20 protein-coding genes are annotated in these 21,936 nt (G+C 72.0%); 4 read left to right on the forward strand and 16 right to left on the reverse strand.

Going from position 1 to position 21,936, the window contains the following annotated elements:
• Window positions 1-159: 159 nt before the first annotated feature.
• The 15 genes from ABZS80_RS06200 to ABZS80_RS06270 all read right to left on the reverse strand — a co-directional run bounded on the left by ABZS80_RS06200 (window position 160) and on the right by ABZS80_RS06270 (window position 16,444).
• Window positions 160-462, reverse strand: coding sequence for a hypothetical protein (locus tag ABZS80_RS06200; RefSeq protein ID WP_355054711.1), 303 nt, complete (start codon window positions 460-462; stop codon window positions 160-162).
• Window positions 455-1,567, reverse strand: coding sequence for a DUF4314 domain-containing protein (locus ABZS80_RS06205; protein ID WP_355054712.1), 1,113 nt, complete (start codon window positions 1,565-1,567; stop codon window positions 455-457). Before ABZS80_RS06205 ends, ABZS80_RS06200 begins: the two co-directional genes overlap by 8 nt.
• Entirely contained in the window at window positions 1,564-2,448 is an 885-nt protein-coding gene (locus tag ABZS80_RS06210) for a hypothetical protein (protein WP_355054713.1), read from the reverse strand. Before ABZS80_RS06210 ends, ABZS80_RS06205 begins: the two co-directional genes overlap by 4 nt.
• A gap of 101 nt (window positions 2,449-2,549) precedes the next feature.
• The gene (locus ABZS80_RS06215) at window positions 2,550-3,656 is read right to left on the reverse strand and encodes a C40 family peptidase (protein WP_355054714.1); all 1,107 of its coding nucleotides are present in this window, start codon (window positions 3,654-3,656) and stop codon (window positions 2,550-2,552) included.
• Window positions 3,653-4,183 (reverse strand): hypothetical protein, encoded by a 531-nt coding sequence (locus tag ABZS80_RS06220; protein WP_355054715.1) that lies wholly within the window; start codon window positions 4,181-4,183, stop codon window positions 3,653-3,655. Before ABZS80_RS06220 ends, ABZS80_RS06215 begins: the two co-directional genes overlap by 4 nt.
• Before the next feature lie 82 nt (window positions 4,184-4,265).
• On the reverse strand, window positions 4,266-5,108 hold the full coding sequence (locus tag ABZS80_RS06225) for a hypothetical protein (protein WP_355054716.1): 843 nt from the start codon (window positions 5,106-5,108) through the stop codon (window positions 4,266-4,268).
• An 80-nt stretch (window positions 5,109-5,188) separates the two neighbouring features.
• Window positions 5,189-5,827, reverse strand: coding sequence for a GGDEF domain-containing protein (locus tag ABZS80_RS06230; RefSeq protein ID WP_355054717.1), 639 nt, complete (start codon window positions 5,825-5,827; stop codon window positions 5,189-5,191).
• Between the two features lie 90 nt (window positions 5,828-5,917).
• Window positions 5,918-6,754 carry a MarR family transcriptional regulator gene (locus tag ABZS80_RS06235; RefSeq protein ID WP_355054718.1) on the reverse strand — a complete coding sequence of 279 codons (837 nt, stop codon included), beginning with the start codon at window positions 6,752-6,754 and terminating at the stop codon, window positions 5,918-5,920.
• Between the two features lie 626 nt (window positions 6,755-7,380).
• Window positions 7,381-8,055 (reverse strand): hypothetical protein, encoded by a 675-nt coding sequence (locus ABZS80_RS06240; RefSeq protein ID WP_355054719.1) that lies wholly within the window; start codon window positions 8,053-8,055, stop codon window positions 7,381-7,383.
• A gap of 615 nt (window positions 8,056-8,670) precedes the next feature.
• Window positions 8,671-9,513, reverse strand: coding sequence for a replication-relaxation family protein (locus tag ABZS80_RS06245; RefSeq protein ID WP_355055061.1), 843 nt, complete (start codon window positions 9,511-9,513; stop codon window positions 8,671-8,673).
• A 365-nt stretch (window positions 9,514-9,878) separates the two neighbouring features.
• A complete protein-coding gene (locus ABZS80_RS06250) occupies window positions 9,879-12,317 on the reverse strand; it encodes a DUF87 domain-containing protein (RefSeq protein WP_355055062.1) in 2,439 nt (812 codons plus the stop codon).
• 74 nt (window positions 12,318-12,391) lie between these two features.
• Window positions 12,392-14,179, reverse strand: coding sequence for a DUF87 domain-containing protein (locus tag ABZS80_RS06255; RefSeq protein WP_355054720.1), 1,788 nt, complete (start codon window positions 14,177-14,179; stop codon window positions 12,392-12,394).
• Complete coding sequence (locus tag ABZS80_RS06260; protein ID WP_355054721.1) at window positions 14,176-15,147, reverse strand: PrgI family protein; 972 nt, start codon at window positions 15,145-15,147, stop codon at window positions 14,176-14,178. Before ABZS80_RS06260 ends, ABZS80_RS06255 begins: the two co-directional genes overlap by 4 nt.
• Window positions 15,144-16,064, reverse strand: coding sequence for a hypothetical protein (locus ABZS80_RS06265; RefSeq protein ID WP_355054722.1), 921 nt, complete (start codon window positions 16,062-16,064; stop codon window positions 15,144-15,146). Before ABZS80_RS06265 ends, ABZS80_RS06260 begins: the two co-directional genes overlap by 4 nt.
• Window positions 16,065-16,066: 2 nt before the next feature.
• Window positions 16,067-16,444, reverse strand: coding sequence for a pilin (locus tag ABZS80_RS06270; RefSeq protein WP_355054723.1), 378 nt, complete (start codon window positions 16,442-16,444; stop codon window positions 16,067-16,069).
• A gap of 1,066 nt (window positions 16,445-17,510) precedes the next feature.
• On the opposite strand from ABZS80_RS06270, the gene ABZS80_RS06275 reads away from it, so the two are divergent.
• The 4 genes from ABZS80_RS06275 (at window position 17,511) to dcm (ending at window position 21,168) form a co-directional block, all read left to right on the forward strand.
• Window positions 17,511-18,383, forward strand: a complete 873-nt coding sequence (locus ABZS80_RS06275; protein WP_355054724.1) for a hypothetical protein — start codon at window positions 17,511-17,513, stop codon at window positions 18,381-18,383.
• A 358-nt stretch (window positions 18,384-18,741) separates the two neighbouring features.
• The gene (locus tag ABZS80_RS06280) at window positions 18,742-19,626 is read left to right on the forward strand and encodes a hypothetical protein (RefSeq protein ID WP_355054725.1); all 885 of its coding nucleotides are present in this window, start codon (window positions 18,742-18,744) and stop codon (window positions 19,624-19,626) included.
• Window positions 19,619-20,611 (forward strand): DNA methyltransferase, encoded by a 993-nt coding sequence (locus tag ABZS80_RS06285; RefSeq protein ID WP_355054726.1) that lies wholly within the window; start codon window positions 19,619-19,621, stop codon window positions 20,609-20,611. The genes ABZS80_RS06280 and ABZS80_RS06285 overlap by 8 nt, the downstream gene beginning before the upstream one ends.
• 47 nt (window positions 20,612-20,658) lie before the next feature.
• Window positions 20,659-21,168 (forward strand): DNA (cytosine-5-)-methyltransferase, encoded by a 510-nt coding sequence (dcm, locus tag ABZS80_RS06290; protein WP_355054727.1) that lies wholly within the window; start codon window positions 20,659-20,661, stop codon window positions 21,166-21,168.
• A gap of 68 nt (window positions 21,169-21,236) precedes the next feature.
• On the opposite strand, the gene ABZS80_RS06295 is transcribed toward dcm, so the two are convergent.
• Complete coding sequence (locus ABZS80_RS06295; protein ID WP_355054728.1) at window positions 21,237-21,935, reverse strand: class I SAM-dependent methyltransferase; 699 nt, start codon at window positions 21,933-21,935, stop codon at window positions 21,237-21,239.
• Window position 21,936 lies beyond the last annotated feature (1 nt).

Here is a 21,936-nt window from a genome sequence, read left to right on the forward strand (position 1 = left end):
GGCAGGGGATGGCCGGCAAGCTCCGTGAGGTGCTCAGCAGGCAGCCCAAACGGGCTGCGGATCGGTGGTGCCGCCGCCATCGGGTGGTGGGCGACGACAAGGAACGCACCCGCGCCGGAATTGATCAAGTCGATCCGGCAACGGGTGCCCCGGTAGGGGTTATCTGCGGCGGAGGGTGACCTCGCTGCGGGGGCGGCGGGAGATCTGCACGGTCAGCCCGAATACGCTGCCGTCGGACAGCTCCAGCCATACCCCGCGGTCCAGGGTCAGGGCCCCCGCGTCCCGGTACGTGCGCGCTGACGTGATCGTCACCGGCAGACCGTCGTCGTGGGTGAGCTGCGGCAGGTCGGCGTCGTCGCACAGCTCGTCCAGGTCGGCGCTGGTCAGCAGGCTCAGGACGAGGGCTTGCAGGAGTTCCTCGGGGGCGTACTCGCCGAACTCGTCAGTCAGGTCGTCAGGCATCAGCTGCTCCCATGGTCGGCGTTCCTGGGGTGCCGGCGGCAGCGGAGGGAGGGTCGGGGATGTCGCCTGCGATGCGGCCGCAGTCGTACGGGTGCACCGGCAGCCACGTCCACGCATGGCCCATCACGACGTACCGGCCGTCCGAGTCGGGGCTGATCCGTTCGACCGCGTCCGGGTCGTCGTGCACGCGGGTTTCGTCGGCGACGATGACGTCGCCGTCGAACCACAGCCGCGCCATGGACTCGTCGACCATCCGGTCCTGCCGCTGCCCGCTGACGCCCTCTGCGGCGAGCTGTTGCCGGTAGCGGTCGCGGGCGGCCTGCTGGTCGGCGACGATCGCCTCGGCTACCTGCCGGGTGCAGGTGAACACCGCCCACCCGTTCCACGTGTCCACCAGGATGCCGACGAACCCGACCGGGATCCGCATCTGTCCGTCGCCGTTCGGCGTCCACGCCCAGTCCCCGGCGAAGACGCCCGGCCCGCCCAGGCGCACCCGGTCGGGAGCCAGGTGGCTCATGTCCCGGTCGTCGCCGTGCGGGTGCAGCACGATCCGGCACTGCCGGGCCACCTCGGCTTCGGCGGCGTCGTCGAACCCGTCGCACCACGCCCACCGCGTCTGGTCGCGCTGGCGGCCGGTCAGGTCCTCCCACGCCGGCGAACCCGGGGCGTGCTCGGCATACCGGTCGCGGTCCTCGGCGAGGACGTACCGGTCGGCGGTGGGCAGCCCGTCCATGACGGGCGGGTCCACGTCGTCGATGCCGGCCAGGACCTGCCGTGCGACCTCGCGGACGTCGCCGGTGGTCCTTCCGCCGATGCGGTTCTGCGCCCACCACACGGCTGCGTCCCGGCCAGCCGCCGCGCCAGCGATCCGCACCGCGTCGAGCACCTGCTCCCAGCCGGCGCCGCCGAGAGGGGTGGGGAGCCGGCGGACGCGGTCACCGGCATCGAGAAGCATCGACAGGCGGGAACCGCTGTCCCAGTTCACCTCGAGGACCTGCCGGTCCGGGTTGTAGTGGCGCACCGTGCCCTCGTCCCCCGGACGCAGAAGCGTGTGCGGGTCGCTGGTGTGCTCAAGAGCCACCCGCTCTCCATGCTGGTAGGTCATCGGGTCCCCTCCCGCGCCGTCAGTACGGCGTGGCAGCGGGCGGCGACACCGTCGCGGACGGCGTCGGTGAACCCGTCCCGCACCGCGTCAACCACCAGCGCCTGATCGTGGTCGGGCAGCTCGGACCAGTCGGGGGCGCCTGCTGGGGCGTGGGCCTGGTAGCGGTCGGCGTCGTAGCCGGCGACGTCGAAGCGGGGCAACGCCGCTGCGACCGCGTCGTCGCTGCTGTCGATGCCCTCGAGGACCGTCTGGGCGGTCTGCTCCTGCTCCGATGCGGTGCGTCCCTCGAGGGCGTGCTGCTGCCACCAGGCCACGGCAAGCTGTCCCTCACGCTCACCCGCGTTCCGCAACGCCAGCAGCACCTCAGAGTCGACCGGCGAAACGGCCGACTGATGGGGGCTAATGGAGGCGGCGCTGGCCGGGGAACTGGCGTGCGGGGCCGCGGAGGTGGCCGGGTCGAGCCAGTCGGCGGCGAGCAGCACCCCCTCTCGGCGGTAGCGGGCCGGCACGGTCTGCTCATTGGTGACCCGGCGCAGCCACTCGGCCAGCGCGGCGCGGATTTTGCGGGAGGCGGTGGCGTAGCGGGCGCGGGCCTCCCGGGCGCGCCGGTTCGCCTCCTGCGCGCCGCGCCGGTCCACCTGGGTGTGCAGGTCGAGCAGCCACTGGTGCTCCGCGGTGCTGATCCAGCCGCAGCCGGAGTCGGTCAGCAGCCGGCGCAGCGCCTCGGCGTAGTAGTCGTCGCCGTAGCGCGGGGTGCTCTCGTGGTGGACCAGGGTGTTCTGGATGTTCTGCAGCCGGCGGCCCAGCGCGACCCAGTCCGTGTGGTCCTCGGGCCGGCTCCCCGGCTGTTTCCTGCTGCTGGTGTGGTCCGTGTCGGTCACGGTGATGTCCTCTCCGAAGGGATGGGGGATCCGCAGCCGTCGGCGCTCAGAAGGCGGCCCCGGCTGACGGAGGCGGTGAGTGGTATGTGGGGTGCGGTGGTTCAGGCGATGACCCGGCGCGCGGCGGCCAGCTGCGCGGCCCACGCGGACAGGCGGCTGATCTTGACGACGTCGCCGCTGTGCGGGGCCTGCACAACCAGCCCCTGGCCGAGGTAGAGGCCCACGTGCCCGGGCTTGGCGGTGGTCCCGCGGCTGCCGGGAATGAACAGCAGGTCCCCCGGCCGCAGGTCCCGGTAGTCGGTGACCGGCCGGCCCGCATGGATCTGCTCGCTGGTGGTGCGGGGCAGGGTGATGCCGGCGGCCCGGTACGCCTGTTGCATCAGCGAGGAGCAGTCGCATTGGCGGGCGGGCATGCCGGAGTGGGGTGCGGTGCAGTCCCCGCCGAAGGTGTACGGGCTGCCGAGCTGCGCCAGGGCCCAGCCGACCGCCGTGACGACCGGCTCCGGCGTGTCTGACGGCAGGGTGAACCCCGCCGGCAGCGGCACCTGCTCGCCGCCGGGCTGGCCGTCACCTGCGTCGAACAGGCACAGCGGGTTGCTCATCGCCTGCTCCAGATCCCCTCCGACGGGCCCGGCGGGGGTGCCGCCGCTCAGGACGCGGATCAGGGCGATCGCGTCGTCCTCCCACTTCGCGTAGGCGCCGGGGTAGGCGGAGCGCTGCACCGCTTGGGCGGCGTCGGTCAACGCCATGGCCTGCCAACCGTCGACGGCCAGCAACGCCCGGTAAAACCTGCCGGCCGCATAGCGCGGGTCCTGGAGTTGGGCGGGTGTGCCCCAGCCTTGGGACGGGCGCTGCTGGAACAGCCCCACCGAGTCGCGGTCCCCGCCGGACAGGTTGCCCAGGCTGGACTCCTGCATGGTGGTGGCCAGGGCGATGACCCAGCCTCGGGGCGGGACCGTGAGCTCGACGCCGACGGACACGATCACGGCCGCGTTGGTGAGCTGCTCGCCGGTCCAGCCCCCGACGCCGGCGGCGGGCGGGGACACGGTGACGGTGGGCAGCAACGGCTGCCGGTCTGGGCCGACAGTGCCGTTGCACGCGGCCGAGGCGGTGCCACCGCCGGTGAACAGCATCCCCACTCCGCCCGCGCACAGCATCAGCACGGCGAGCACCCCAGCGGCGATTGCGGCGAGACCGCGCCCGCTCACCGCGGGGCTCCCGCAGCCTGATGTGGGGCGTGGCGCGCTGCGGGGGAGCGGCTCACGGGGGTGCAGGTGGCATCCGGTGACGGGGGCAGGCAGCCGGCGAGCCGGTAGCCGGCCAGGTGCTGCCCGTCGTCGGTGTGCACGGCGACCGTGGCGGTGAGCGGGTCGATCAGGTAGATCCATTCCGCGTCGAGGTGCCGGGCGTGCGACAGCGGGAACACGGTGACCGGTTCCGCCGGGTCGATGGCACCGTCGGTGGTGCTGGCGAGGGTCATGCCGACGCCTGGCACCGGGCGCTGCCCGGCGAACCCGGATTCGGTGGTGGCGGTGACAGCCGGGTCGAGGTACTCCCAGTCGGAGGCGAGGATCGCGGTGCTCAGCGCGTGGGCGTCGCGGCGGGCGTGGCCGGCCCAGATCGCGGCGAGGGTGGGCACGACGACGCCTGGGTAGCCGTCGAGGAGCACGAACCGGGCGTGCACGAGGTGCGGGTTCGCAGGATCAGTGGTGCCGACGAAGCAGTGGGTGCTCACGGGGCAGGTCTCCTTCACAGCGGACGCGGGAATGGGAGGGCACGAGGTGCGCGGACCGGTGCCGAGACGCGGGACGGGACGGTCACGGCTCCTCCGGTTGCGGGGGTGCCGGCCAAGGGGCGGGCTTGGCGCGCCAGCCGAAGATCGGGTCGCTGGTCTCGGCGGATCCGCAGCGGCTGCAGCGGATGTAGGTGTCTTCGCCGTAGCCGGCCATGGACGGCATCTCGTCCTGGACGAACTCGTCGACGGCCCCGCACACCTGGCAGCGCAGTGACCTCCCGTCGGGCCCCCACGTGATGAAGATCGGCTCCTCGTCGCTGCCGTCAGGTCGCCGCAACGGCCCGGTCCTCCCATGCGCGGCGCGGCCGCCGCTGCTGGCCTTCTGGGTGGTGGCGGTGATGAGGGCGGTCAGCCCGGGATAGGTGGCGGGGACGTCGCTCGGCTCGGGGCTGTCGTCGATGAGCAGCAGCGGTTGGTCATCGCCGCGCGGGTGGGTGAGCTGGTAGAGGCGGCCGTCGGTGTCGACGGCGTCGATGCGGCGGGCCTGCCATGGCGCGCTGGTGATCCGGTGGATGTCGTCGTAGCAGGTGGCCCAGGCCAATAGCCGCGCATCGGGTTCGGTCGCCCGGATCAGGCGGACGATCGTGTCGAGGGTGGCCTGGTAGGGCGTTGCCGCGTGGGGCTGGCGCAAGCCTGCGGCGAGGCGGTGCAGCAGGGCGGGCAGGCCAGCGGGGTCGGTGAGCAGGTCGTCGCGGCGCAGCGGGAATTCCACGCTGCGCAAGGCGTGTGCTGGCGAGGCCGTGTGGAGGGGGCGGGTGTGGATGAGCAGCAGCGTCGGGGGCTGGCCCCAGCCCAGATGCTCGGCGTCGACGTCGGTCGCCAGGAGGCAACCGGCCAGGGCGTGGACAGCGGTGAAGGACAGCACAGCGATCTCCCTTGTCAGGGCGGCAAAGGGGGAGGGCCCCGCAACCGGGTGGTTGCGGGGCCCTCAAGGCGTCAGATCTGTCAGTGGTGGTGGCGGTCGCGGCTGCGTCCCACTGGGGTGGCCAAGGGATGGTGGCCGTGCACACCGGCACCGGAACGCTTCGCGTGGTACATCGCCGCATCCGCCTCGGCCAGCAGCTGACGGGGGTTGGCGGACAGGTAGGCGGGGTTGTGGGTGTAGCCGACGGAGCCGCTGACACGGACCTCGCCGCTGGTCAGGCGGAAGGGGGCGGCGCCGATGGCCTGCCATGCGGCGCGGGCGGCAGCGGCCACGTCCTCGTGGTCGCCGCGCACGAGGAGGGCGAACTCGTCGCCGGACAACCTTGCGGCGATCTCCACCGGCGCGTCGAGGGCGGCGAGGAGCCGTCCGACGTGGGCGAGCAGCAGGTTGCCGGTCTCGTGGCCGAGGGTGTCGTTGACGGTCTTGAACCCGTCGAGGTCGAGCAGCACCACCCCGACCGCCGCCCGGTCGGTGAGGGCGGCGCGTAGTCGGGTGAGGAACAGCCGCCGGTTGGGCAGGCCGGTGATCTCGTCGTGGGTGGCCTGGTAGCGGGCCGCCTCGAGGGCTTGCTGTTGACGCCACAGGAGGGCGCCGGCGAGGGCGAGGCCGGCGAGGATCCCGCCGACGGTGGTGACGATTCCTTGCAGGATCAGAGACACTGAGTTGCTCCTTTCGCACGAAGGAGCACCGGGGGCGGGCGTGAGTCGCCAACTTCGACGCCCGCCCTCGGGCTGCCTGACGAGTCGGGGCTACAGGCCGCCGTTGGCGGGGGCGAGTTGGAAGGTGGCCGGCCGTTCGACGGTCTGCATGAGCGTGCCGGCGGCGACCAGCTTGATCGCCGCGTTGTACACCGCGCCCTGGCTGGCTTTCTTCGCGCCGCTGCCGGTGTTCGCGGCGTCGATGAGCTTGCACAGCTCACTGGTCTTGTACTGCCGGTCGGGGTGGGCTTCGAGGATGTCCAGTACTGCGCCCCGCAGGGAGCCCTTCACCCGGCGGTCGTTCTCCGTCCTGGCTGCCTGCCCCTGCGGGTCGAGCCTCGATCCGCCCTCGCCCTCGGCCTCGTCGGGCGCGTCGTCGGACTGCTGGCGGTCGTGGCCCGCCTCCTCCGAGGGCGGCTGCTCGTCGCCGCCACTGGAAGACGTGACGGTGTCCAGTGGAGCAGGTGCGCCGCCGGTGGAAGCCAGGGCCGGGGACGCCTCGTCCGTGTCCCTGGCTGCCGGTACAGGGGGCTCGCTGTCCCGTTCGGGCACGCCAGGGGAGCCGAGGGAATCGGTCGGGGTGGCGGTGTCCGAGGTGGCGACCGGGGTCCCGCTGGGTGGTGTGTCAGCGGCCTCCTGGGTGGAGGGTGGCGTGGCGGTGGTGGTGAGGCCGGTGTCGGTCAACCGCCACATGGCGCGGTTGTCGTCGCTGCGGAACCGCTCGGCCTGCCCGGTCTTCTCCCAGGCGCGCAGCTTTGCCGTCGCGGTGGAATAGCCGAGGGCGGCGCGCTCGGCCACGGCCGTGGCAGTGGCCTCGCCGAGCTCGCTGAGCGCGGCGAGGACCGTGAACATCGTGTGCGCCGGCACGGGCTGCGTTGCATCCGTCATGGGCACGTCCTTCCTGGTGTGGAGGCCAGCAGTGATCCACGCTTCGACCGCCTCGCTGATCAAGTGCGAGGACCGGATCTCGGGACATCCCTGAGATCCGCGCCGAGCTCGTCGCCAGCCGGGGGGCGTGGCGGGCGCGCGTGGGAAAGGAATGACTGATCGGCCGGCGGGCGCCGGCTGGGTGCGGTGAGAACGAGGACTCGACGTCGGCGGGAGATGCCAGCCAGGGTCGGCTCGCTGCGCTCGCTCACGGCGATGTGCGCCCCCGTGAAGCGGTGGGTCGGGCGGCCGTGGCGTGCTCCGCGAGGGGCAGCACGTCTCCGATGCGGAAACCCTGGGAGGACCTGCTGCCGGTGAAGAGGGCTGGAAGAGGAATGAGGCGGCCTGTTTCAGGCCGGGCGGTAGCGGGCGCCCCTGGCCCGGGGCCCTCGCCTGTAGAGCATTCACCGCCGCTGTGTGAGGCGGCGCGGCAGCTGGCCGTTGAGGCAGCTGCGGTGCGTCGTCGGCAGCAAAGGGAGAGCAGGCCCCGCGGGGTGACACGGCATGGACCGACCGCTGCGGCATCTCAGCTGGGTTGGGCCTGCAGCGGTTGCCGGTGCCCTCGACTGCGGGCTTGGGGGTGGGGTTTAGAGGGCGACTGCGAGTAGCCGCTGATCGGGGTCGAGGGTGTCGAGGTGGGCCAGGGCCTGCTCGAGGTAGGTGATGCGGTGGGCGAGGGCGTCGCTGGCCGGGGCGAGCTTGCGTCCGTCGGCGGTGAGCATCGCATCGCCGGCGATGGCGCTGGCGGCGCGGTAGTGCTGGTAGGCCATCTGGCCCGCCTGGTACATCTCCAGCTCTCCGACACTGGGCTGGCCAGTGCCGGGAGCGGCGGCGGCGTGCAGGCGCATGGCGTGGACGCGGGGTTGGGCATGGAATTCCGCGATCGCCGTGTCGAGGGGGTAGCGGTCGGGGTCGGTGAGGTGGCGGGTTTCGAAGACCGGCCACGGGGTGGCGGCTCGGGTGCCGTGGACGACCTGCTGCCAGATCTGGTAGCGGATCCCGGCGCCGACCGCGGCGGCGTGGCGCATCCCGTGCAGGTCGAGCAGCCGGACCGGTCCGCCCGCGCACGGCGCGGGTCGACCCTTGCGCAGCCCGATCATCTGCTGGCGCTGCCACACACGCAGCTGCGCGACCGCCCAGAACAGAGGCGCGAGAGTGCCGGTGACATTGAAATGGGTGTCGAGCTGGTGGCTGGTGAGCGCCTGCGCGGGCAGCGCGTCGGGCAGGCAGATGATCATCGTGGCGATGGTCGGGGCCGCCATGACGGTTGGCCGCGCGGTGGTGGTGGCCCGGGTGTAGACAGGGCGGGGCGCGGCTGCCGGCGTCACCTTCGCCGACGCCGGTCGTGTCGGAATGGCTGGCACACGGCTGCCGTGGCGCGTCAGCGCGGTGCCCTTGACAGTGGGCATAAGCCGTCCTCCTTGGGTGGGGTGCGCGCGGGCGCAGGGATGACCGGCCCATCGGGTGCGTGGGTCGGATCAAGGGAAGAGGTGGTGTGGGTGGCTGGTGTGACCTCGAGGGGTCGCCGCGCGGGCGCGTGCCGACCGGCCGAAGCGGGTGGGCGTCGCGTCTCGCTGGGGTGCGGCGGGGGATCCCTGAGGTGGGACGAGCCGGGGTGGAACGATATGTGGGGTGTGGTGTTGCCGGAAAGGTAGCGGCTGCCACTCACAGCGCGTTGCGGCGTGACAGCGGCAGGAATGGCCTTTGGCCTGCACCGTGAGAGATCAACACCCACTGTGGGGTGGATGAGGTGTGTCGCGCTGTGAGAGGCCGATCCACTCACAGCCGATCTTGCGGTGTGACAGTCAAACAACGCGCTGAAGGGCTTGGCTGGGCCGCGACCTGCGGTGTGAGCGGCCGTGAGCGGGGCCTGGGTGTCAGAGGTCGTCGTCGGGGTCGGTGTAGCGGTGGGGGTTCGTGGCGGGGTTGTCGGGGCCGTGGTCGCTGGGCAGCTCGTGCAGCCAGCGGCGCAGCCCGGGCTCGGTGGTCAGCGTCCAGGCCGGTCCGGCGGGATGTTCGTCGTGGATGCCGGTCGCGACGGGCATGGCGGTGGGCACACCGGCGAGGGCGCGTAGCAGGTTGGCCTCGCGGCGTCGGCTGCGCACGCGCAGCAAAACGGGGTAGCGGGGCCCGAACTGGGCGAGGCGCTCGTAGCCGCGTAGCTTGCGCAGCACGACGGCGAGCGGCTCGGTGCCGTTGTCGTGCTCCAGGAAGAAGCCGACCTGCTGGTCTCCGACGCACCACACGCCGTGCCCGTCGGGCCGGATGCCGGCGACGGCATAGGCGGCGGTCGCGTGCTGCTCGGACCACCACCTCGCCAGCCGAACGTTCGGATGGCAGCGCGCGTGGGCGAGGAGGTCGACGAACAGTTGGTTGGTGCCGAGCAGGTGGGCGAGCCGGCAACTGCCGACGATGCGTTCGGTGCGCTCGATGCTGCTGCGCGGCGGTCGGGCGTCGGGCCGGTCCGGGTCGTTGTAGGCGGTGGGGTGCACGAGCATGCCGAGGGGGCCGAGGGCGTAGAGGTACTGCCCGTCGCCGGTGGTGATGTCGACGAAGCGGCTGACGGCCTCGATGCGGTGCAGGGTGGCCAGCCGTAGCCGGGCGGAGCGGCGGGAGGTGAACGCCGCCTCGGTGATCTGGTCGGCGGAGAGCACATAGTGCTCGGCGAGCCAGGCGAGGAGTTGACGGTCGCGCAGCGTGAGCCGACGCAGGTGCTCCAGACGCGAGCGGCGGCTGGTAGTGCTGCGCGAGGCGAGGAGCCGGGGGTTGGATGACCGGGGATGGAAGACAGGTCGATCGGTAGACACGAGCGGGCATCCCTTCAGGGAGGAAGTGGATCCCCTCCGTTGGAGGGGTGTCTGAAATCAGGGGTGGTGGTGACCGTGCCGGTGGACCGCCGCACGCTGCACTGACAGGCCTTTCCGCGCTGATCGGTCAGCGGCAGTCAGCCCTTGGTGGTGAAGGGCGGAGGAAGCGTCTGCGGAAGGGGCGACGGAAACCCCACCAGGGGCTGACAGACGCCGAAGGAATCTCCTCAGCCCGGCCACCTGGCCACACCGGGCGACCCGTTCGCGGTCAACCGGCCTCAAGGCTTCGCCTTGTCGCTGTCCACACGGGGCGCGCGGGTTTGCTGGGGTGGCCTTGAGTAGGGGTCGACCAGCGCGTCGATCGCGCCGGTGTCCTGCGCCGGAACGGCGCGCGCTGCGGCCTGCCGGATCGCGGTCGCCTCGCCGATCAGCGGCTTGGGTGGGCGGGTCCTCATGGTGAACGCCGGCGTCTGCCGGCCGCCCACGACCAGGCGGGTGGCGGCGGTGTAGGCGTCGAGGTGGGTCAGGTCGTGCTCGTCGAGTTCGGGCAGGGTGTGCCGGGCCAGGACGCGGGCGTCCTCCGGCGCGCAGGAGAAATAGATCTTGTTGCGGGCGTTCGCGGACGCGGCCGCGAGGAGGTCCTTCGGGAACTGGGCGAGGTCCTGGTGCGACAGCACCAGCGACAGCCGGTACTTACGGGCCTCGGCGAGCATCGTGTCCAGGGAGTTGGCGAGGGTGAGGAAGTTCTGCGCCTCGTCGATGATCAGCGTGGCGTCCCGGCGTTTGTCGGGGGCGATGCGCGCGCGGGCGGTGGCGGCCTGCCACACCTGGGCCAGCACCAGGGAGCCGAGCAGCTTGCTGGTGTCCTCCCCCAACTGGCCTTTCGGGATGCGCACGAGCAATGCTCCGCCGTCGAGGACCTCGCCCATGTCGAAACTCGAGCGCGGGTATCGCATCGTGCGTTTGACGAAGTCCCGCAACAGGAACGCCCGCAGGCGGGCGAGCACCGGTCCGATGACCTGCGAGCGCAGGGCGGGGTTCAGCTCGTCGTACCACTGCCAGAACCCGGACAGGCCGGCCGGGTCATCGAGGTCAACGGTCATCGCCGAGCGGAACTGCGCGGAGTTGAGCAGCGGTGGGATGTGCTGCAGGGTGACGTTGGCGTGCCGCAACAAGGTCAGGCACGCCACCCGCATGACATCGTCCATGCGCGGGCCCCACGCCTTGGCGAAGATGTTCCCGAAGATCGACACCAGGTTGTCCACGACCAGATCCGGGTCGTCGCCGGAGAGCGGATTGATCGTCGGCGGATTCGGCTGGTCCGGGTCGAACAGCACCACCCGGTCCGCGACCGATGCCGGGAGCCGGTCGAGGATGTCCAGGACCATGTCGCCGTGCGGGTCGATGACCACCGTGCCGCGGCCGGCGGTGATGTCATCGACGGCCATGTTCACCAGCAACGTCGTCTTCCCAGAGCCGGTGGCCCCCACGACGTGCAGGTGGTAGCGGGCGTCCGGCACGGCCAGGGCCACCCCGTGACCGCCGACCTGCGCGTCACCGAGCACCTTCGTGCCGCGTCCACCGCTGGGCACGGCGACCGGGACGGGCATGGACTTCGCCCGCGCCCGATCCAGCCCGGGCACGGCCAGGTCCCGGGGCAGCGCGGCGAGCGCCGCCAGCTCCGGGGTGCAGGCGAGGAACCCGCCACCGAGACGCCGCGACGCCAGCACCGCGGCCGGCGACGACATGCCGGTACGAGGGACGAGGCGGTTGCGGCCCGAATAGATCGCGAAGGAGGACGCGACCGCGTCGGCGATGCCCAGCAGCCGGGGCCGCTGGTCCGTGCTCCCGCGCCGGCTGTCCTTGCCCACGGCATAGCGCACGGCGGTCTCCCACAACGGGTGGGAGGTCTTGTCGAGGATCGCCCGCACATCGCGCTCCACTGCGGGGTCGCGGCGGCTCGTCTGCCCGTACCTGGCGGGGCTGGGGGAGCGGCCCGGTCGGAATGCCTCGACGAGCCACAGCAGCGGCGCTGCCGGGTTGATGGCGGGGAGGGCGGTCTTGCCGTCGCGCAACCTGCCGCCGGTGCGTCGGGCGCGCACGGCGCGGCGGGGTGCGGCGGGGCGGGCGAGGATCTGCACGCAGGCGTGCTCGTCGGCCCGCAGTTGGGAGCCGGCGGAGATCAGCGCGCGCAGCGGGTCGTTGTCGTGGTCGATGCGCAGGGGCAGCCATTCGGCGGCATTGGGCAGCAGATGTCCGCCCACCACCGTTGGCACGTCGAGCGGGATGGGTGGGGCGGGGGTGTCGTCGGTGGTGCAGGCGGCGCCGGGCCAGGCGGCGCGGACGGCGGCTTCGACGGCGCCGGGCGGGACGGTGCCGGGTACCCAGATGGAGATGAGCAATCGTCGTCCCGCCCAGGTGTACTGCCAGGCGACGTGAGCGCTGCCGTGGAGCCAGCGGCGGCGCCGGGACGGGGTGAGGGTGCCGGCGAGGTTGGCCCACAGCGCGCCCGCGCTGTGGGCGTCGACCTCGGGGGGTGGGGCGATCGTTACGAGCCTTGCGCCCTCACTGTGCCGGCGGTGCCGCCACTCTGCGAGGAGATTGCGGCCGGCGACGTGCGCCACGAGCAAGCCGGCGGCGACGGCGAGCAGCCACGGCCGCTGCCCCACCCACGTGGCGGCCCCGAGCAGCCAGCGGGTGGCGCCGGTGGGCGGCACGACGACGTCGGCGCCTGGGCCGGTCGGATGGGGGGTGAAGGTCAGGATGGCCGCGAGGTATGCGGCGGGTGGGGTCACAGGTCGTCTCCCTCGTCGAGGTCGGCGAGTTCGCTCGGGCGTGTCGTACACAGCTGGTGCTCCGCCTGCGAGGCGATGGCTTCGAAGCTGGTCCGGTTGGTGCCGCAGATCAGCAGGCCGGTGCCGACCCGCGCGGCGAGCAGCAGCCGCCGTTCGCCGGCGGTGAGCCCGAAGGCGTCGCCGATGGCGTCGATGGCTTGCGGGGCCTGCTTGAGCAGGATTTGGGTGGCGGCGTTGGCGACGACGGCCTGGCCGAGGTCGGTGCCGAGCAGGTCGGCGACGTCCTGGGTGATGACGGTCAGCCCGGCGTGGCGTTTTCGGGCGGCCTTGGACATGCGGAACAGGAACCGAGCGCCTTCACCGTCGCGCATGAGCAGCCACGCCTCGTCCACGACGACGAGCCGCCGTGCGGCCTGCCTGCTGGGTGCGTCGACCTGCCGCCAGATCGCGTCCAGGGCGAGCAGGGTGCCGACGGTGCGCAGTTCGTCGGGCAGGTGCCGCAGCGACCACACCACGAGGTGCCCGTCGGGGCGGGTGGTGGTGGGCCCGTCGAACAGGTGCGAGAAGGAACCCTCAACCCAGGGGGTGAGGCGGGCGGCGAGCTGGCCGGCGGCGGGGTCGGTGTCGGCGTGCAGGCAGCCGGCGAGGTCACGAAGCAGTGGGGCGGGCCGGTGGTGGGTGGCCGGGTCCGGGGTGATGCCCGCGGCCCGGTAGACGGCCAGGATCGCCCGGTCCAGGGCAGCCCGTTCCGCCGGTGGCGGCTGCTGGCCCAGCAGCACGCTGATGAGGGTGTGCAGGAACAGGCCGCGTCGGGTGAGCACGTCCGGGCGGGAGTCACCTCCCGGCAGGTCGAGAGGGTTGACCTTCACGCCGGCGACGCCGAGGCGGACCACGGCTCCACCGACCGCGTCGGCCAACCGCAGGTACTCGTCCTCGGGGTCGATGACGGCGACCTGCACCTGCTGGTAGAGGTTGCGCAGGATCTCCAGCTTCACGAAGTACGACTTGCCGGCGCCGGAGCGGGCGAGAACGACGCTGTTGTGGTTCTCCTGTGCCCAGCGGTCCCACCACACGATCCCGCTGGAGTCGGGGTTGACGCCGTAGAGCACCCCGCCATCGGCGGGCGGGTCGCCGGGCAGCGGCGCGGGCAGGTCTGCGCTGGCGAGGGGGAACGCGGCGGCGAGAGCGGCGGTGTCCATGGTGCGGCGCATCTGCAGGCTGTCGGTCGCAAGGGGCAGGGTGGTGGTCCACCCGGCCAGGTGCCGCCACGTGGCGGGCTGCACCTCGATCAAGGTGGACGCGGCGGCTGCCTTCACCTGCGCGCACGCCTCCAAGAGTTCGTCCTCGGTGCGGGCGTGCACGGTCAGGTAGAGGCCGACGCGGAACAGCTTCGCCGCACCGCGCGCCAACCGCTGGGCGAGGTCCGCGGCGTCGTCGGCCGCCGCTTCCACGGACGGGTCGGGCAGCTTGCCCCGCTCCGCGTCGGCCCGCCGGGACGATTCGAAGCGGGCCCGCTGGTTACGCAGCCGGGCGGCGGCGACCGGGGCGGGCAGCGGGTCGATGTGCAACGCGAGGTCGAGGCGGCCCGGCCACGACAACAGGGGTTCGAGCCAGGCCGGGCCAACCTCGGCCGGGTAGCCGGTCACCACGAGGGTGGCGGCGTAGCCGTCCCCGACGCGCAGGAACCGCGGGGTGACCTCGACGGCGGCGGGGGCGACGGCGGCCGCCAGCCCGTCCGGCTGGCAGCCACCGTCGGCACGCTGGGATCTGTGGCGCAGCTTCATGTCGGTCGGCTCCTTCCGTGCCGGTGACGCCGATTCGGTGTGGGTGAGGTCATGACCGTGTCCGGGGCCGCGAGGCCGCCGGGCCGTGGCGGCCGGTAGGGGTCGGCGGCCGCGGCGAGCGCCGCGGTGACCGCCGGCCCGTCGAGGGCGCGGGTGGTGACGCCGAGACCGGACAGGGCGCGGACCGTGTCGTCGGCGCGCCGTCGAGCCGTGTGCTCGCCACGCTCACGGGCGCTCGTGCCGGTGACGATGAGGACCTGCCGGCGCAGCGGATCCTTGCGCGCTGCGAGGTCGTCGAGGAAGCGGGCGTGGTCGCCGGCCGCGTCGGTCAGCGCCGGGTGCGGCAGCTGCATGGCCGCGTGGGCGAGGCTGCGGGCGGCCGAGCGCAGGTCCACCGGCTGCGCCGACACCACGATCTGCGTGGGAGTCGACAAGCTGTTGAGCCAGCGACCGAAGGTGTCGACCAGGGCCGCCTGCTCATCGCCGGTGCGCAGCGCGAGGTTGACGTTCGTCGTGGCGACCATCGCCGCTCGCGCGGCGCCGAGTCGGATTTCCCCTCCCTCGTCGATGGCGTCGGCGGGCAGCTTCAGCGGCGCCGGCAGCATCACCCTCGTCGTCGGCGCCTGCACCCAGTCCGGTGTCTTCGACGTCGTGTCAGTTGTCGAGAGCGCGCGCGGAGCCCGCGCGTGACGGACGGCGGCGAGCAGCCACACGTCCAATGGCAGGCCGTCGCGACGGCCGACCGCGACACCGAAAACCAGGCCGCCGACGACGACGGCGGCGCCGACGAGCACCGGAGCGGGCACGACCTGATGCAGTGTCCGCCAGACGCCGTAGAAGGCGAGGGCGGCGACGGCGAGGATCGCCAGCTGCCGGAACGTGAGCCCGTAGAGAACCTTGTCGGGAGCGTCGATGTCCGCGGGCATGCGCGCCCGGCCCGGGTCGGCGTGGTCGTCGTGGGCGCTCATCGGCCGATCGCCTTCAGGCCGCGGCCGAGGCCGGGAACGGTGCGGGTGGCCTGCTGCACGACGATGACCCGTACTGCCGCGCCGAGCATGTTCACTCCGCGGCCGCTGTTGCCGGTGGAGACGTAGCGGCGCATGAGGGACGGCACGCGCAGCGTGGTCCAGAGCATGACCATGACGACGAACAGGTTGATGGCGCCGCCCGGATCCACCGGTAGTCCGAGTACGGGCAGCAGGTGCTCGGGGTCGGTGAGCATCCAGTGCCCGGCGTAGAGGGTGAAGCCCTGCACCACGGGGACGGCGAGTAGACCGGTGTAGGAGCGCCACCACATGCGGGCGACCGGTTCGGTCTGCGGCATCGCGTGACACGCGAGGGCCAGCGGGGCGAAGGCGGTCAGGACGATGACGACGGCGAAGCGGACGATAACGCTGAACGCGGTGCCGGCGAGGAGGACGGCGATGATCGCCACGCAGATCACGAACAGCAGCACCGCTGTGGTGTCCCGTCCGGTGAGGATGTGCGTCTTGATGGCGCGCAGCGCGCCGTCGCTGTCCCCGTCGGGTGTGGTGAGCGCGCCGGTCAGGGCGTTGGCCAGGTCGATGAGCATGCCGCACCACAGCTGGGAGAAGTGCGCGGCGACGAACCCGACGATCAGCCTCGGGAGGAGGTCCTTGGCGGTGTAGCGGGTGGTTTCACTGCCGCCGGCGGTCATGGTGAGCACCCCGGCGGCCACGAAGGCGAGGACGAAGACGGTGTCGACGACGAGCACCGAACGGCCCGTCAGGGCCTGCACCTGCGGCAGGGCGGTGACCTTCGGGGTGATCAGCAGCGCGCTGCTGATCACCCCGAACAGCGCGTCGAGGCTCGCGAGGATCGCCGCCGCCAGCCAGTCCAGGATCTGGTCGAGTAGCCAGCTCATGGTCAGCCCCCGACGATGCCTTGGACGACCTGCAGCAGGACAGGGGCGAGGACGGCCAGGCCGTAGCCGACCAGGGCGTTCTTCAGTGCGCCCTTGGCCCGCTCGACCTGCGCCGGGTCACCGCCTGCGGTGGCCCAGTAGACCCCAGCCAGGACGAGGAACAAGGTGGCCAGCGCGGCGAGGATGCCGATCAGCCAGGCCCGCAGATTGGCGATGACCACCGGCAGCGAGTTCACCGCCACGATCGCCGGCGCACCGGGATCGGCGTGCGCGGCGGCCGGCGCCGCCACGACCAGGACGATCGTGACGGCCACCGTGACGAGGCGGCGGAGGACGTGGGCGTTGGTGAGAGCACGAAGACGTGCCGAAATACGGGACATGACTCTTTCACCTCCGGCCCCGCCGACGTCCGGGGACGCGGCGGGGTGCTAGCGGATGGTCACGGGAGACCGCCGCCGGGCCCGCGGACGGCACGCGCGGCGAACCAGACCGTCCCCGGGAGGAGCCCTTCCTCCCTTGTCGGGTAGCGGGTGTTCGATGAGGTGTCAGCGCACCAAGCACTGCGCGGCACCCGAGGCGGCCGGCACGGCGGGCGGCCCGACTAGGTGCGGACCCGGCGGCGGGCGGGATCCTCGCCACGCCGTGGGCGACGAGAAGTCCTGCACCCCCAAACCGCCGGTTGTGTGCTCTGGCGAACGCCCCCGGTTATCACCGCCACTCACAGCGGCACACAGCAACTCCATCTCGCACCGATTGGACTCCGCCTCGATGTGATGGCGGATGTCGGCCAGGGGCGACCGACGTGCGACACCTGGTCGAGTCGTGGCGATGTCAGGCACGGCTGTCAGACACGAAGCACCACTGACAGAAGGTCGCCCAAGTTAGCGATAGGCGCCGATGACACGGCGCGGACGACACCTCCTGTGACCATCGCCGCTGATGTCACCGATGCTTCTCATCCTGCCGCTGACAGACCTCACGTCTCGGTGTCAGATCGGCCTTGTGACGTCCTGGTGGCACTGACGTCGACGCCGCGTCGCGCCAGACGCGGCACCGGTGACATCGTCGTGGTCGCCCGATGTCACAGGTGCCGGGATGTGAGTCGTTGTGAGCGGCCGTGGGCGGCGGTGAGTGTCACCTCCGGCCGGTGGCAACCCCGTCGCGATTCATCCGGTTGTCGACGGCTCTGCCCTCGGCGGCCGCTGGCATCACCGCCTGGCCTGTGTCACAGCCCAGCTCAACGGCACTGACAAATCCAAACGCCACCGACATGGCTCGGGTTGCCTGCCTGTGGCGGTGTCACGAGTGCCGGCGCCGCCCCGCAGGGCCGTGGCCTGCGCTGTGAGCGGGTTGTGTGACGGCCGTGGCCCAATCGGTACCGCCGCGCCGCCGTGACATCGCAGCCTTGCCGAACCGGCGGTCATCTTCGACAGGGGGAGTTGTGACATGAGCGTGCCCGCCGCAACCGATTGGCCAACCTCGCCTCTCGCAGCCGCAGACGCCGCCTTCACCGCCTTGACCGGCGAGCCAGCACCCTTGACGCTCGACATGGACGCCTGCAGCGTGCCCAACGCCACTGGGTCGGGTGTCATGACACTGCCGGCGCTGCGCGACTGGCTCCTGCGTCACCCTCATGCATACGCGCTACGCGACGGCGTGTGGCGGGAGCTGATCCGCCGGGCCCGCTTGGACGGGCCGGCGTGGGTGATCGCCGCGGTCGGGATGGCCATGCCCGCCCTGCGCCGCTACGCCGGCCAGTTGTGCGCCGGCTACGACGGCGACCCCGACGACATCGACGCCGAGATCCTCACCGGATTCCTCACCGCCCTGCGCGACCGCGTCGACCTGACCCAGAACGCCCCGTACGCGGCGCTGTGCCGGGTGGCGTGGCGCGCCGGGCACCGGCTGCGCCTGCAGGCCGGCGAGTACACCTCGGTCGCCGACATCGACCACCTGCCCGGCCCCCGCACCCCCAAGGTGCCCTACGGACACCCCGACGTGCTCGTGCGCCGCGCCGTCGGCCTGGGCATCCTCGACCCGGACGACGAACAGGCCTACATCGACGTGCGGCTCGGGCGGCGGGCGATCGAGCCGATCGCCGCCGGACTCGGCATCACCGTCAACGCCCTGCGGATGCGGCTGGGCCGCATCGACACCCGCATCGCCGACGCACTGCACAGGGGTCTGCTCACCGGCATCGCCTCCCCGCACGCCGCCGCCACCCTCGCGGCGCAAGCCGAACACCGAGCAGCCACTCGCGCCGGCCGGACCACCACTAGCCGACCGCACCTCGTGTGCGAAGCCGCGGCGGCCGCCTGAGGCGTCCACCGCAATGGCCCTGCTTCACCCGAAGCGAACTCGCAACACCCGGCGGCGCCCTCACCCTCTCAGGTGAGGGCGCCGCCGCATGTCCCCACCGCCCAGCAGCCGAACGCCACACCCCGCCCTGCGCAGGCCGGGTTGAGCGAGCGCACGCCACTGGAGCCAACAGACGGGGCGCTCGGGACCCCCTCACCAGCCCAGTACCGCTACACCGCCGCTGCGATGTGAGCGCAACGAACGCCTGACCGTGAGCGCTTGCGAGCCGCTGTGAGAACTGGGGGCGTTCGTCAGAGCACACAACCGCCGGTTTGGGGGTGTCAGCGCACTACCCGCGCGGCGCGGAGCCGACATCCAGATGAGCGAGCACACGCCGCAGCACCACCACGACCCCGCCCACCCCGTCGACCCGCATGTCGACCCGACCCTCATCGACCTGGTGGCCGGTGACCCGCCGGTCCCGGTCACCGTGTGGCGCACCGCCCGCACCGACGCCGACACCGGCCGCGCGATCGGCGCCCGGCTGGCCTACCGGCTCGTGGCCGCCTACAGCCGCCCCGGCGACGCGGTCATCGACCTCACCACGGACCACGCCCTCACCAGCGCCTGCACCACGGGCGGGCGCCGGCACCACCCCGGCTGGTTCACCGACGCGTCCAGCCTGATCATCGGCCCGCCGACCCGCACCGACCCGGCCGCCCAGTCCGACAACAGCGACCTGATGCACTCGGGCGCCTGGTTCGGTGACGACCTCACCGACACCGACCTGCCCCCGTCCAGCAACCCGGCTGTCCCTGTACCCGACGGCGCGTCCCTGGCGGAGGCGACCAGCCTGGTCGTGGCCTGCTGGCCCCTCGACACCGCCGACGCGACCAACCGCATCCGACTGGCGTGGCTGTTGACCGCGTGCGCGCGGCTGCTGCGTCCCGGCGGCTGCCTGATCCTCGTCGTCACCGCCCCCGCCAGCCCGGCCGCCCCGCAGGACTTCACCCCCGTCGTGCAGGCGGCCGCCGCCGTCGGGCTGGGCTACCTGCAGCACATCGTCGCCGTCACCGCCGACACGTGCGGCGACGCGTTCGTCTACCACGTCACCGACGAGGAACTCCTCGCCCTCACCACACGGGCCGAGCAGCCGTGGACGGTGGCGCACCTGCAGGTGCACGCGGACCTGCTGGTGTTCACCCACCACCAGGCGCCCACCTCCCAGCGGAACCCACGCTCGGAAGGCGGTCGCCGTGGCTGAGCACCTGCCCTTCCCCGCCGACCCGAACCAGCCGGCAAACCCGGCCGAGGACGCCCACCACGGCCAGCACCGCCTCTACGAGGGCCGCCACCGCGACACCGGCGGACGCCACCGCGCGCCGGGCGGACCGGAGGGCCTGTCGGTGTGGGCGACCGCCCAGCGGACCGGGCCGGTGCAGCGCTGCGGCCGCTACGTGGCCGAGTCGGTCAAACACCCCGCCCGGATGCTGCCCGCGATCGCCGCACATGCCATCGCCGCCTACACCCAGCCCGGCGACCTGGTCCTCGACCCGATGTGCGGAATCGGCACCACCCTGGTCGAAGCGATCCACGCGGGCCGCGACGCGATCGGGGTGGAGTACGAGCCGCGCTGGTCGAACATCGCCGACGCCAACATCACCCACGCACAGCAACAGGGCGCCGGCGGCCGGGCCTCCGTGGTCCGCGGCGACGCCACCCGCCTGCGATCGCTGCTGCCCGCCGCCCTCGCGGGGCAGGTCGCCCTGGTCGTCACCTCACCGCCGTACGGGCCTACCGTTCACGGCCTCGTCCGACCCGGCGCCGACGGGGTGGCGAAGTTCGACAACGTCTACAACGACGGCACCGACAAGGGAAACCTCGCCTACCGGGACCTCACCGGCCTCACCGACGGGTTCGAGCAGATCCTGTCCGGGTGTGCGGTGCTGCTGCGCCCCGGCGGCACCGTCGTGGTCACCGCCCGTCCGTGGCGCAAGAACGGCCAGCTCGTAGACCTGCCCAGCGCGGTCATCGCCGCTGGTATCCGGGCGGGCCTCATCCCGACCGAGCGGTGCGTCGCGCTCCTCGTCGCGGTCCGCGACGGGCGGCTCGTCGCCCGGCCCTCGTTCTTCCAACTCCAAGCCGTGCGCAAGGCCCGCACCACCGGCACCCCGCTGCACCTGATCACCCACGAGGACGTGCTGATCTTCCGCCGGCCGGAACTACCCGCGGAGGTCGCCGATGACTGACGACCCCCGCTGCGCGCCAACGTCCGCACCGGTGCGCGGGAGGTGGCGTGAGTGACCACGCTCCCGGGCCGCGGATCGGATCGCTATGCACCGGATACGGCGGCCTCGACTTGGCCATCGAACTGGTGCTCGGCGGCCGCCTCACCTGGTACGCCGAAACCGACCGGCACGCCCGCACCGTCCTCGCCCACCACTGGCCCGACGTGCCCAACCTCGGCGACATCCGCGCCGTCGACTGGACCCGCGTCCCACCCGTCGACGTCCTCACCGCAGGCTTCCCCTGCCAGGACATCTCCAACGCCGGCAAACGCGCCGGCATCACCGGACCCCACTCCAGCCTGTGGCACCACATCACTACAGCCCTTCGCGTCCTTCGACCCCCACTCGTGTTCGTGGAAAATGTGGCCGCCCTCCGCCGACGCGGACTCGACGTCGTCCACGCCGACCTGGCCACGCTCGGGTACGACACGAGCTGGCTATGCCTACGCGCATCCGACATCGGCGCCGCCCACCGACGCGACCGGCTGTTCCTGCTTTATCTGGACAGACAGTGGTAGCAGTGGTGCAGATCACAGCAGCGCTGGCTCGTCGCCAGCATTGCGGTCCGACCGGGTTGTTGGCCTGGTCAGGGCTGGCGGACTGCGATGAGGATGGCCCCGGGAGCGTCAGTGTCGGGGCCGATTAGCAGGTGGGCCTTGATGGTGAATCCGGTGTCGCGTAGCCACGCTGCGACTCGGTCGGGCTGGCGACGGTGAACGTAGACATTCATGGGGTGGCCGCCGTAGCCCTGTGTCTTGAGCCTCGACTCGTCGCCCACGTGGAAGCCGAGTAGCAGCGGTCCGCCCGGACGCAGCACCCGGTGGAAGTGGCCCAAAACCGAAGGGACGGCGTCATCGGGTATGTGGATCAATGACCAGAAGGCAAGCAGGGCGGCAATCGAGGCGTCGGCGAGTTGCAGATCGGTCATCGAGCCCACTTCGAATCGCAGATCGGGGTGGTCGCGCCGAGCCAGGTCGATCATCGCGGGTGATAGGTCGATGCCGAAGGCGTCGACGCCCAGTTTGTGCAGGTGGGCGGTGACGTGTCCCGGCCCGCAGCCCACGTCCGCCACCGGCCCGTCGCCGGCGGCGTGGACCAGCTCAGCGAATAACGCCAGACTTGCACGAAGGTATGGCTCCGTGGCGAGGGCGTCGCGTACGAAGTTGGCGTAGCTGTCGGCGACCGTGTCGTAGGAGGTCCGGGCGTCTACCAGCCAGTCGTCTGTGTTCCTGCTGGGTGAGCCGGGCGCATTGCGGTCTTCCAGCGGTGACTCGGTTTGCGTCATT

The organism is Micromonospora sp. NPDC005305, assembly GCF_040607315.1.
Lineage (GTDB): Bacteria > Actinomycetota > Actinomycetes > Mycobacteriales > Micromonosporaceae > Micromonospora.

Excerpts from the sequence above, each read along its gene's own strand:
- ABZS80_RS06200 (WP_355054711.1), bottom strand. The coding sequence starts at position 462 with ATGCCTGACGACCTGACTGACGAGTTCGGCGAGTACGCCCCCGAGGAA.
- ABZS80_RS06205 (WP_355054712.1), bottom strand. The coding sequence starts at position 1,567 with ATGACCTACCAGCATGGAGAGCGGGTGGCTCTTGAGCACACCAGCGAC.
- ABZS80_RS06235 (WP_355054718.1), bottom strand. The coding sequence starts at position 6,754 with ATGACGGATGCAACGCAGCCCGTGCCGGCGCACACGATGTTCACGGTC.
- ABZS80_RS06240 (WP_355054719.1), bottom strand. The coding sequence starts at position 8,055 with ATGGCGGCCCCGACCATCGCCACGATGATCATCTGCCTGCCCGACGCG.
- ABZS80_RS06255 (WP_355054720.1), bottom strand. The coding sequence starts at position 14,179 with ATGAAGCTGCGCCACAGATCCCAGCGTGCCGACGGTGGCTGCCAGCCG.
- ABZS80_RS06260 (WP_355054721.1), bottom strand. The coding sequence starts at position 15,147 with ATGAGCGCCCACGACGACCACGCCGACCCGGGCCGGGCGCGCATGCCC.
- ABZS80_RS06265 (WP_355054722.1), bottom strand. The coding sequence starts at position 16,064 with ATGAGCTGGCTACTCGACCAGATCCTGGACTGGCTGGCGGCGGCGATC.
- ABZS80_RS06270 (WP_355054723.1), bottom strand. The coding sequence starts at position 16,444 with ATGTCCCGTATTTCGGCACGTCTTCGTGCTCTCACCAACGCCCACGTC.
- ABZS80_RS06275 (WP_355054724.1), top strand. The coding sequence starts at position 17,511 with ATGAGCGTGCCCGCCGCAACCGATTGGCCAACCTCGCCTCTCGCAGCC.
- ABZS80_RS06280 (WP_355054725.1), top strand. The coding sequence starts at position 18,742 with ATGAGCGAGCACACGCCGCAGCACCACCACGACCCCGCCCACCCCGTC.
- ABZS80_RS06295 (WP_355054728.1), bottom strand. The coding sequence starts at position 21,935 with ATGACGCAAACCGAGTCACCGCTGGAAGACCGCAATGCGCCCGGCTCA.